General features: G+C 37.2%; 10 protein-coding genes and 1 pseudogene. All 11 read left to right on the top strand.

Annotated elements, in window-relative coordinates:
* The first annotated feature begins 54 nt into the window (after positions 1-54).
* The 11 genes and pseudogenes from CI949_RS11030 (at position 55) to CI949_RS10975 (ending at position 11,987) form a co-directional block, all read left to right on the top strand.
* Positions 55-1,560: a UxaA family hydrolase gene (locus CI949_RS11030; RefSeq protein WP_290766391.1), complete on the top strand. Its 1,506-nt coding sequence runs from the start codon at positions 55-57 to the stop codon at positions 1,558-1,560.
* Positions 1,561-1,693: 133 nt separating this feature from the next.
* Positions 1,694-3,688 (top strand): FAD-binding protein, encoded by a 1,995-nt coding sequence (locus CI949_RS11025; protein ID WP_290766389.1) that lies wholly within the window; start codon positions 1,694-1,696, stop codon positions 3,686-3,688.
* Positions 3,689-3,851: 163 nt separating this feature from the next.
* Positions 3,852-4,799 carry an AEC family transporter gene (locus tag CI949_RS11020; RefSeq protein ID WP_290766387.1) on the top strand — a complete coding sequence of 316 codons (948 nt, stop codon included), beginning with the start codon at positions 3,852-3,854 and terminating at the stop codon, positions 4,797-4,799.
* 115 nt (positions 4,800-4,914) lie between these two features.
* Positions 4,915-5,787: an aldose 1-epimerase family protein gene (locus CI949_RS11015; protein ID WP_290766384.1), complete on the top strand. Its 873-nt coding sequence runs from the start codon at positions 4,915-4,917 to the stop codon at positions 5,785-5,787.
* 9 nt (positions 5,788-5,796) lie between these two features.
* Positions 5,797-6,978, top strand: coding sequence for a radical SAM/SPASM domain-containing protein (locus CI949_RS11010; RefSeq protein WP_290766381.1), 1,182 nt, complete (start codon positions 5,797-5,799; stop codon positions 6,976-6,978).
* A pseudogene (gene nirJ2 / locus CI949_RS20925) lies at positions 6,979-7,970 on the top strand (putative heme d1 biosynthesis radical SAM protein NirJ2).
* A 95-nt stretch (positions 7,971-8,065) separates the two neighbouring features.
* Positions 8,066-8,539 (top strand): hypothetical protein, encoded by a 474-nt coding sequence (locus CI949_RS10995; protein ID WP_290766372.1) that lies wholly within the window; start codon positions 8,066-8,068, stop codon positions 8,537-8,539.
* Positions 8,540-8,629: 90 nt separating this feature from the next.
* Entirely contained in the window at positions 8,630-9,106 is a 477-nt protein-coding gene (locus CI949_RS10990; protein ID WP_290766369.1) for an AsnC family transcriptional regulator, read from the top strand.
* Positions 9,099-9,599 (top strand): Lrp/AsnC family transcriptional regulator, encoded by a 501-nt coding sequence (locus CI949_RS10985; protein ID WP_290766366.1) that lies wholly within the window; start codon positions 9,099-9,101, stop codon positions 9,597-9,599. The genes CI949_RS10990 and CI949_RS10985 overlap by 8 nt, the downstream gene beginning before the upstream one ends.
* A 115-nt stretch (positions 9,600-9,714) precedes the next feature.
* Positions 9,715-9,999: a hypothetical protein gene (locus tag CI949_RS10980; RefSeq protein ID WP_290766363.1), complete on the top strand. Its 285-nt coding sequence runs from the start codon at positions 9,715-9,717 to the stop codon at positions 9,997-9,999.
* Between the two features lie 104 nt (positions 10,000-10,103).
* The gene (locus tag CI949_RS10975; protein ID WP_290766360.1) at positions 10,104-11,987 is read left to right on the top strand and encodes a bifunctional 2',3'-cyclic-nucleotide 2'-phosphodiesterase/3'-nucleotidase; all 1,884 of its coding nucleotides are present in this window, start codon (positions 10,104-10,106) and stop codon (positions 11,985-11,987) included.
* Positions 11,988-12,187 lie beyond the last annotated feature (200 nt).

Here is a 12,187-nt window from a genome sequence, read left to right as displayed (position 1 = left end):
AAATAGCCTGGGATGTCTTTATTCCGGGCTATTTTAGAATATAAGGAGGTTCTTATGGGAGCCAGTGTTTTATTAATAAATGGAAATGATAATATAGTGATCGCTGTTGAAGAAATAGATGCCGGAGAACAAATTGAAGTTAAGGGAGAAAAAATTAAGGTTTTAAGTGATATACCTGTCGGCCACAAGGTTGCTTTAAAAGATTTTGCTGCAGGTGATGAAGTGATTCGTTATGGTTTTCCAATCGGAAAAATAACAGAAGAGGTCAAAAAAGGTGAGTGGATCCACACTCATAATTTAAAGACTGCTCTCTCAGGCAAACTGGATTATGAATATCAGCCTGATTTACCTGAATTAGAGAAACCAGCAGAAATGCCTACTTTTTTGGGCTATAAACGGGAAAAAGGAAAAGTTGGAATTCGTAATGATGTCTGGATTATCAACACAGTTGGCTGCATCAATAAAGTTGTAGAAAAAATGGCCTTAAAGGCAGAAATGAAGTATCAAGAGTTAATTGAGAATGAAGTTATCGACAGTATTCATGCCTTTCCTCATCCTTACGGATGTTCCCAGCTTGGTGATGACCTGGAGATGACTCAAAAAGCTCTTGCCGGTCTGGTTAATCATCCTAATGCAGCGGCAGTGATGGTCGTCGGTCTGGGCTGTGAAAATAATTTAATAGAAGATTTCAAAGAATATATTGGTGATTATAATCCTCAGCGGGTTAAGTTTATCAACCTGCAGGATGTGGAAGATGACCAGAAGGCTGCCGAGAATATTTTAGATAATCTGGTTGAATATGCTGGGAAATTCAAACAGGAAGAAGTGCCAGTTTCAGAACTGAAGATTGGTCTTAAATGTGGTGGCTCAGATGGATTTTCCGGAGTAACTGCCAACCCCTTACTCGGCAGGATTTCTGATAAACTGGGGGTCTATGGGGGTACAAGTATTTTAACTGAAGTCCCAGAAATGTTTGGAGCTGAGAAAATTTTAATGAATAGAGCTAAAGATGAGCAGACTTTCGAAAAAGTAGTCGATCTGATCAATGGCTTTAAGGATTATTTCCTTTCTCATGATCAGGAAATTTACGAAAATCCTTCTCCAGGAAATAAAGAGGGGGGAATTACCACCTTAGAAGAAAAATCCTTAGGCTGTACTCAAAAAGGTGGTACAGGTATTGTTAATGATGTATTTTTCTATGGAGATCAGGTTACCGGTAAGGGCCTAAATCTTTTAGAAAGTCCCGGCAATGATCTGGTGGCAACAACAGCTCTGGCAATTTCTGGTGCCCACATGGTTTTATTTACAACAGGGAGAGGAACTCCCTTTGGCGGCCCGGTACCAACTGTAAAGGTTTCTACCAACAACAGACTATACAATCAAAAGCGAAACTGGATTGATTTTAATGCAGGAGAATTACTGGAAGGTAGAGATATGGACTCTTTAGCTGCTGAGTTTTTCGATTACCTAATTGATCTGGCTTCGAAAAAAACAAAGACTAAAAATGAGATTAATGATTATCGAGAAATTGCAATTTTTAAAGATGGAGTTACACTTTAATTATTTTTTAAAATAAGCTTCTCTGAGTTTAAATAAAATAATATTTAACTGGAGAAGCTTTTTTCATGGAGTTTTGGAAAATGTTTTCCAAAACAGAAGATTTAAAGAATTAGCTTAAAAAGAGGAGGAAAAGATGCGAAAAGATCAGCTTCAAATAGAAGATAAAATGCTCGATGTCTACTCGTTAAATACGGTTGTGGTTGGGTCCGGAGCTGCAGGCTTAAATGCAGCTGACAGATTATATAATTTCGGACAGCAGGATATAGCTGTTGTAACTGAAGGAATAAATATGGGGACTTCCCGCAATACAGGTTCAGACAAGCAGACTTATTATAAATTAACTCTGGGAGGAAAAGACCAAGATTCAGTTTTTGAGATGGCAGAAACCTTATTTTCAGGTGGCTCAATGGATGGTGATCTGGCCCTGGTAGAGGCTGCTTTATCAGCTCGCTCATTTTACCACCTGGTGGATATTGGAGTTCCTTTTCCCCACAATCGTTTTGGAGAATATGTAGGTTATAAAACTGACCATGATCCCCGCAAAAGAGCAACTTCAGCCGGTCCCTTAACCTCCCGCTATATGACAGAAAAGTTGGAAAAAGAGGTTAAAAATAAGGGGGTTCAAATCTTTGATAATTATCAGGTAATAGCAGTTTTAACTGACCAGGCTCAGAAAAATGCTGTCGGCCTTTTAACCCTGAATAAAAATCAGCTGGAAAATGAAGAAAAGCGCTATACTATCTTCAATACTACCAATATAGTTTATGCCACTGGTGGTCCGGCCGGACTCTATGCTGCCTCAGTTTATCCGGGTTCTCAAACTGGAGCTTCAGGTCTTGCTTTTGAGGCCGGAGTGCAGGGGAAAAACTTAACCGAGTGGCAGTACGGAATTGCTTCAATAAAATTTCGCTGGAACCTTTCTGGAACCTATCAGCAGGTTTTACCGACTTATATTTCAACCGACCAGGAGGGGAATGACAGGCGAGAGTTTTTAAATGAATATTTTGCTGATCCCGGGAAGATGCTGAATGCAATTTTTCTAAAGGGGTATCAGTGGCCCTTTGACCCCCGGAAGATTGAAGATTTTGGCTCATCTCTAATTGACATCTTAGTTTATAATGAAACTGTTGTTAAGGGAAGAAGAGTCTGGCTTGATTACCGTCAGAATCCTAAATTTGCATCTAAAAATGGAAATCTAAACTTTTCTCAGCTGGGTGAAGAGGCCTATCAGTATCTTGAAAATTCTGAAGCTCTATTTGGAACTCCAATTGAGAGGCTAAAAAAAATGAATCAGCCGGCAGTTAATCTCTATGCTGACAATGGTATTGATTTGACCAGTGAAATGCTGGAAATTGCAGTCTGCGCTCAGCACAACAACGGAGGTCTTGAGGGTAATATCTGGTGGGAGAGTAATCTTGCTCACTTTTTCCCGGTCGGAGAGGTAAACGGCAGTCATGGAGTCTATCGTCCAGGCGGAACTGCCCTTAATTCAGGCCAGGTGGGAAGTACCAGAGCCGCTCAGTATATCAATGCCCGTTATCAAAAAGAGCCGGCTGATTTAGATGTATTTTCAGCCCAGGCTTCGGCTCAAATCAAGAAGAAATTAAAACTGGGGAAGAAATTTGCTGAATCAATTGAATCAGATTCGGCAAATGTAATCAAGATCAGGAAGAAGCTGGGAGAAAGAATGAGTAAAGCTGGAGCCCATATTCGAAATCTAGCTGCAATCGAAGCTGCTCTTAAGGAGACAGAGTCTGAATTAAAAGAACTGGGAGAAATCAGCAGTCTAAATTCTATTCGTGATTTAAGTCTTGCTTTTCAAAATTATGATCTCCTTTTAGCCCAATTAGTTTATTTAACTGCCTTTAAGGATTATATTCAGCTTGGAGGTAAAAGCCGCGGCTCCTACCTGGTTCAGGATGAAGAGGGGAAACTTCCATTAGAGAGTTTAAGCGAAGATTTTAGATTCAGCCTGGAGGATGGTGCCTTAAGCAAAAAGATCCAGCGCCTAAGATACAGAGGTGATCATTTTGAATTCAGCTGGCAGGATGTCAGAGAGATTCCTGAAGATAATAACTGGTTTGAAATCGTCTGGAATAAATATCTCAATGACGAAATAATAAAATAAATAGCCATAAAAAAGCAGAGAGGTCACTTATTAGCTCTTTCTGCTTTTTCTAATTTATATCAAAATTAGTCGAAAAAATTTTCTATACAGCAATAAATGTCTTGTTATTAATTCTTTTTTCACATAAACTAAAAATAAATACAAAGATCTGCAGGAGGTATTTATGTTAGCTAATTTTATATTCAGTCTTAGTGTTGCTTTACCTATCTTTTTAATAATGTTGAGTGGTTTTATTTTGCAGAAGAAAAATGTTATCAAACAGGATTTTATAAATGCTGCTAATTTTATTGTATTTTACATAGCCCTACCTTTAAAGCTTTTTAACAGTGTTTCTCAGAGTTCTGTCGCTGATAATTTTGACTTAAAGTTTATCAGCTTTGCTATAACAGGCACAGCGATTAGTGTAATTATAATCTATTTTTATTCGAAATTAATTGTCAAAGAAGATAGTAAAGTTGGAGCTTTTATTCATGGAACCTTCAGAGGTAATTTTGTTTATGTTGGCTTTTCACTTTTAGAAAATGTGACCGGTGCAGTTGGTCCTCTGGCGTCTCTGGTGGTAGCATTTGTGGTTCCAGTTTATAATGTGCTGGCAGTATTAGTTTTAGTTTTGACAAATCCTAACAATGAGGCTAAAAATCAATTTAAAAATGCCGTAAAAAATATTTTTACTAATCCTTTTATTATTGCCATTGCTTTTGGAATAACTGCTTCTTTAATTAATTTTAGATTTCCACCACTGCTGCAGAATACAGCTAATTACTTTGATGCTCTGGCAACACCGCTGGCCCTTTTGACAATTGGTGCAACATTTAAGGTCGATAAATTATTTGTAGATATCAGACCGGCAGCAGCTGCCACCATTTTTAAACTGCTTATTAATCCCGCCCTGGCTGTACTGGCAGCCTTTGTTTTTGGCCTTGGCAATAAAGAGATATTTTTAATCTATATTTTATTTGGAGTCCCAACTTCAATTTCTTCTGCGATAATCACTGCAGCTATGGGGGGAGATGAGAATCTGGCAGCTTCAATTGTGATGATGACCACTCTGGGCTCAGTCTTTTCTCTGACCTTATTTGTCTTTATCTTTAGAGCATTGGGGATAGTTTAATTGATATTTTAAAAATCTCAATCTTTCTTTTAAAATCAGTCTATATATTATATAATCATAATATATAGTTTTAAAAATAATGATTACTTTCTCTAAAAATGCAGGAGGTTTATTTATGATTAGCAGAATTGAAAATAAAAAAATAAAAATTGAAGTAGATACTGCCGGAGCTCAGCTTCAGCAGCTGGTCTTAAAAGAAGATGATAAAAACTATCTCTGGCATGGTGATCCAGAGTACTGGGGAAGAAGAGCGCCTGTCTTATTTCCTATAGTTGGACGATTAAAAAATGACCAATATACTTATAATGATCAGGAATATCAGATGACTCAGCATGGCTTTGCCAGAGATAATGAATTTGAACTGCTGGAAGAGGGTCAGGATTCACTGACTTATGTATTAGCAGAAAATGAAGCAACTTTAGAAAAATACCCCTTTAAATTTAGACTGGAGCTCAAATATACTATTAATGAAAATTCTCTTGCAGTAAAATATAAGGTTATAAATACAGATCAAAAAGATATGTATTTCTCTATCGGAGCCCACCCAGCCTTTTACTGGCCGCTGACAGATGGTGAGAAAAAAGAAGATTATTATTTAGAATTTGAAAAAGAGGAAGAGGCAGAAAAATATCTGCTGGAAGCGGGTCTTTTAAACCATCAAACAGAGCAAGTTCTGGAAAATCAAAAAATACTGGAATTAAACTCAGAGATTTTTAAAGATGATGCCCTTGTATTTAAAAATTTAGAATCAGAAAAAGTTACTTTAAAAAGCAGAAAATCAGAGCGGGAAGTAAAAATGGAGTTTAAAAATTTCCCCTATTTAGGAATCTGGTCTCAGTCGGCTGAAGCACCTTTTATCTGTCTGGAACCCTGGCAGGGAATTGCTGACTCAGTTGACAGCAGCGGCAGAATAGAGGAAAAAGAAGGGATTAATAAGTTATCTCCTGGAGAGAAATTTGAATGCACCCACATAATCACTATTAAATAGAGGTGAAATATGTTTAATATAACTAAAATGTTAACAGAATTTAATACTTATGGAGATCAGCTGCGCTATGATAAAGATTGCAGTAATTCTCCAATTGGGACTCGGCCTGGACTGGGTCCTGTTGCTGCCTGGAATATAAATTCTCAGTGTAATTTAAACTGTAAACACTGTTATTCAAATTCCACTGCAGCCAAAAAAGACGATACATTAAACACTAAAGAAGCCTTTGCTTTGATCGATCAGCTGGCAGACTTTAAGGTTTCGGTTCTGCTCTTATCAGGTGGAGAACCACTGCTGCGGCCTGATCTATTTAAGTTGATTAAAAAGGCCAGAAGTAGAAATTTGAGAGTAGTGATTTCAACCAATGGAACTCTACTGACAGAAAAGATGGTTCAGGAGTTAAAAGCCCTGGGAGTCAGCTATATTGGGATCAGTCTTGATGGCTTAAAAGAGACCAATGATCAGTTTCGCGGTAAAAAAGGTGCCTTTAACTCTGCTCTGGAAGGAATTAGAAACTGTCAGAAATATGAGCAGAAAGTTGGGCTGCGTTTTACAATTAATCAGGATAATTATCAGGAAATTGATCAGCTTTTTCAGCTGATTGAAAGAGAAAATATTCCCCGCATCTGTTTTTACCATTTAGTTTATTCAGGCCGTGGTGAAAATATTAAAGAAGCTGAATTAAGTGATCAGGATAAAAAGAAAACTATTGACAAAATTATAAAATGGTCTCAGTATTTTATTGATCAGGGAGAACCCAAAGAAATATTAACAGTGGATAATCATGCTGATGGAGCCTATCTATATTTAAAGACAAAGAAAAGAGATCCGGAGCGGGCTAAATATATCTATGATCAGTTATTAAAGAGTGGAGGCAACCGCAGCGGCAGTGCCATTGCTAATATTGATCACAAAGGAGATGTTTATGCTGATCAGTTCAGCCGTTTTGTAACTTTGGGCAGCATTAGAGAAAAAGAATTTTCAGAGATCTGGAAAAACAGAACTAATGAAAATGAATTCCTTAATAAAATGAGAAATAGGAAAGAATATCTTAAAGGGCGCTGTGCTGACTGCAGATTTTTAGAAATCTGTAATGGTAATCTTAGAGCAAGGGCCTATGCAGCTGGTGAGCTTTGGGGAGCAGACCCCGGCTGTTATTTATCTGATCAGGAAATTGGAGGAGATCTATAAATGAATATTATATCCTGGAATACTACAAATCAATGTCATTTAAGCTGTCCTCACTGCTATCGTTATGCAGGGGCCAATCTTGAGCAGGAATTAAATACTGCAGAGGCAAAGGCGATGCTGGATCAAATTAAGGCTGCTAACTTTCATCTAATGATCTTTTCTGGAGGAGAGCCGCTTTTAAGAGATGATATTTTTGAGCTGATGGCTTATGCCTCTAAGATTGGACTGCGGCCGGTGCTGGGAACCGGTGGCGGCTTAATTGACAAAGAGGTGGCTCATAAATTAAAAGAGGCAGGAGTTCTGGCAGCAGGAATTAGTTTAGATAGTGTGGACCCTGAAAAACATGATCAATTTCGAGGAGAAAAGGGACTTTTTAAAAAGGTTGAAAATGCCTTTGAAGAATTAAAGCAGGTAGGTATCCCTTTTCAGACCCATATGACAGTCATGGACTGGAATTTAGATGAGCTGGAGGCTGTGATTGACTATTCTGCTCAAATAGGGGCCAAAGCAGCTCATATCTTCTTTATGGTACCCACTGGTCGTGCCGCTTATATAGAGGAAAGTGCAGTAAGCAAAAAAGAATATCAGCAGGCTATTGATAGAATCATGAAAAATCAGAAGAGGTGGAGATAGAGGTAAAACCGGTCTGTGCACCTCAGTTTATAGCCACTGCTGATCAGTTAGATATTGATACCCGTTTTAGAAATGGCTGCCTGGCAGGTGTAAGCTACTGTATTGTTAATCCTGTGGGAGATGTGCAGCCCTGTGCCTATCTTGATCTTAAAGTTGGTAATGTTAAGGAAGAAAGTTTTAAGTCAATCTGGGAAAACAGCGAAATTTTAGATGAAATGAGAACCCTGGACTGGAAGGGTAAATGCGGCAGCTGTAAATACGGAAGTAAATGTAGAGGCTGTAGAGCTAGAGCTTATTATTACAGCGGGAATTATATGGAGGCTGATCCATTCTGTTCTATAGAAAATACAGCCCTTTAGGTCTGTGATACATATCATATTAGCTCCTTTTTAAAAATGCTATAATAACTCGAGAAGAATAATCAAGTATATAAATTTAAAAAGGAGTTTTGATAATGAGTGCATTTTTAGGTCCAATCCACATGTGGTTATATAAGCAGATTCAGATAGTTGAAAAAAGAGAAGCAGCGGTCATCTCTGCTTTGATTAAGAAATATGATGACCAAGATTTACTTTTAGATATTTATGCTGCTCAGGCAGCAGAGCTTGCAGAAAAGGCTAAAGTACGAGATAATGTAGATAAGTTTAACTTAGATGATGCTTTTGAGATTATAAATGAGCATTTTGTTGAAAGAATGCCCTGTGATCGCTTATCAGGTGCTGTCAAAGAAGAAGAAAAAATCATCTGGAAACATCAGAGCCGACTGCATCAGGAATTCTGGCAGCAGACCGAGGTTGAGCTGGAGTTAATGCACGAGCTTTATTCAAAATGGCTGGCAGTTTTTATAGAAAATCTTAATCCAACTCTTGCTCATAAACGAGAGATCGAAAGTGACTACTATAATGATATCTTTTTTGTTGGAGCATAACTTTAATATTTATTGAGAAATTAATTAACGAATATTTAGCTCAGTTTATAAATTTATAGGCTGAGCTTATTTAATTTAGGAGCTGTTTTTATGGAAAAAATTGATAAGAAAATTTTAGATAGACTGCAGAAAGGATTAAAATTAGAAGCCTCACCCTTTCAAAAAATAGCAGTAGAGCTTGGAATTGAAGCAGAAGAGCTGCTGCAGAGAGTAAAAAGATTGAAAAAAGATGGTTATATCCGCAGGCTGGGAGGAGTTTTTAGATCTTCAAGGCTGGGTTATAAAAGTACTCTGGTAGCCCTGGAGCTGGAAGAAGAAAATTTTTATCAGGTAGCTGAAATCATAAACCAGCATCCTGGAGTTACCCACAATTACCGCCGTGATCATCAGCTGAATCTCTGGTTTACTCTTTCAACGGCCAGTGAGCTCGATCGTGAAAAGTTTCTGGCCCAGATAAAGGCACTGCCTGGAGTTAAAGAACTTTATCAGCTGCCGAAAGAAAAATTTTTTAAGTTAAATGTATTTTTTAAAATGGAGCAGGAAGCTGAAGGTGATGCTGATGAATAATATTACAGATAAAGACTTTGGAGAAATTGTTGATGAGCTGGATAAAAAGATAATTAAGGCTCTGGAAACTGATATACCGCTTACTTTAAATCCCTACCAGAAAATAGCGGAGGATTTAAATATTGATCGGGAAGAACTTTTGCAGAGACTGCGGCAGCTTAAAGAAAGAAAAATCTTAAAAAGGATTTCTGCTATCTTACACCACAGAGATTCTGGTTATCAGGCCAACGGCATGTTTGTCTGCCAGTTCAGCAAAAAAGAAATTGATGAGGTAGGTCAAGAGATTTCAAAACTTCAGGAGGTAAGCCACTGTTATCAGCGGAAGACTTATCAGAACTGGCCCTATAATTTTTATGCTATGATGCACGCTAAAAATCAAGAAGAGCTGGAAAATAAAGTTGAGGAGCTGGTGAAAAAATATAAAATTAAGGATTATCAGATTTTATACTCAACAGAAGAATTAAAGAAGACCAGCATGAAATATTTCAATTAGGATTTTGACAATTAAAATTAGGACTGATATTATGTAGGTACTCAAAATAAAAGTACTGAAAAGGAGAAGTGATACTATTAATAAGAAATTAGCAGTTTTAAAAGATCTTCTCTCAATGTTTATTACACAGCATAGAAATCAATTATCATATATTATTGGGTTTTTATCTGCTCTTGCTTTTGCTCTTGTATACACTAAATTTGGAATTGAGCTGGCAGTGGCTGCACTTTTAGCTGGGATTTTAATTTTTGAAATTTTTGACCACTTTTTTGGCGGCAGCCCTGATATTATAGTGATGGGTGTAGACAGTGAAGAGGATATGATGGAAACTTTAAAGAAAACAATGTCAAAAGCAGTTAAAGAAAAAAATAAGGAAAACTCAAATCAGAAAAATGACTGAGTTTAAGCAGCAGCCGGGAGCGGCTGTTTTCTTTTTGAAAAAAATATTGACAAAATATTCAAAATTTAATAAAATTAGTTTAGACCTAAGAAGGGGTGATCAAATTGTTAAAAGAAAGAAAAATAATTTTTACTCTGTTTTTAGCTTTAATCTTAATTTTTAGCTTTACTGTTTCGATGATGGCAGCTGAGACCTTAAGCATTCTTGCGACTTCAGATGTTCATCAGTATCTGCTTCCATATGATTATATGGAAGATACGGTGGATGAAACAATTGGCTTTTCTAAGATTTATACTCTAATTGAAGAAGAAAGAAATAATAACCCCAATACTTTACTGCTTGACAATGGTGACTTAATTCAGGGGAGTTTAATTGGACTTTATGAATATCAGATAGAGCCAATTACTGATGGAGAAACCCAGACAATAATTGAAGCTTATAATTATGCAGGTTATGAGGCAGCTGCAGTCGGTAATCATGAACTGCAGGATTACAGTATGGATTATCTAGAAAAAGCAGTGGCCGGTGCAGATTTTCCATTTCTATCAGCAAATATTATGTTAGCTGATAATGAAGATGAATTTTATACTGACCCTTATACAATAATTACTAAAAATATAAATGGCAAAGATTTAAGAATCGGTGTTGTCGGCTTTGTGCCACCACAGTCAATGCTCTGGGGTAAAGATCACTTAGAAGGTAATGTTGTGATTAAAGAGATTGTTGATCAGGCAGAGAAAGTAATACCTGAGCTTGCTCAAAAAACTGACTTAGTTGTAGTTTTATCACACTCCGGTATCAGTGATGCTCCGGTAGATTCTTATGATGCTCGCGAAAATGCATCTTATTATATTGCTCAGATGAATGAAGTAGATGCCTTGATTACCGGCCACCACCACGGAACCTTCCCTGACGACTATGAAGACTTAGAAGGTGTTGATGCTGAAGCTGGTACAATGTTTGGTGTGCCAACTGTAATGCCCGGTTCCTGGGGTTCTGCTCTGGGAGTTATTGACTTAGAAATTGAAGAAAATAAAGGCAGCTGGGAAGTTGTGGGCCATCAGGTCCGCCACAGAGTAGTTGATGAGAATGTAGAATCTCATCCTGAAATTGAAGAAATAGCAAATGATGTTCACGAAAAGGTAATTGAATATGTGAGAACACCGATTGGAGATACAGAAAGAGATATTACCTCCTATTTATCCAGAGTTATGGATTCTCCTGTAACTCAGGTTATTAATAATGCCCAATTATGGTGGGCTGAAGACGAATTCAGTTCCGGTGAATATTCTGAGCTGCCAATACTTTCTGCTGCTGCTCCCTTTAGAGCCGGTAGAGAAGATGCAGATTACTTTACTGAAGTTATGACTGGTGGAGTAACCATTGGAGATGTTACTGACATCTACATTTATGATAACCAGATCAGAGTAATGGAATTAAATGGTAAGCAGATCATTGAGTGGCTGGAGAGAAGTGCAGAGAACTTCAATAGAATTGACCCTGACTCAGAAACAGCACAGGAACTCTTAAATCCTGAATTTTCAGCCTATAATTTTGATGTGATAGACGGCATCGAATATCAGATTGATGTAACCAGGCCGGTAGGAGAAAGAGTTGTTAATGCCACATATCAGGAAAAAGAGTTGAATGCAGATATGGAATTTTTAGTTGTGACTAATGATTATCGTGCTGGTGGTGGAGGTGACTTCCCTCCCTGTGTAGAAGAAGATCCGGTTTATGCACCAAGTGGAGTTGTAAATAGAGAGATTATCATGAACTATATTGAAGCAAAGGGTACAATTAACCCTGAACCAGATTATAACTGGCACATCAGTTCATTTGATCCAGCTGGTGATGTAACTTTCCGCTCTCATCCAGAAGCAATGGATTATGTAGAAAAATATGAAATTCCTAATATCTCATTTGTTGAAACAGATGAGAATGGAATGGGAGTTTACAGACTTGATGTTTCTAATTTAGGAAATTAGTTTTATTTAATACTCTAAATAGAGATTAATTATTTAGCCTCTTTCTGTTTTTACATTTATGCAGGAGGAGGCTTATTATTTTAAGTAGATATAAATTAATCAGTTATAATTTTTTGTTAAATTGTTCCTAATAAGTAATGTATAATAAGTTGTGTAAATAAAATTATGATAATTTTTTTAAATAAAAAGAGGAATCCTTC

This window comes from Halanaerobium sp., assembly GCF_003070835.1.
This window is presented reverse-complemented; position numbering and strand designations above follow the sequence as displayed.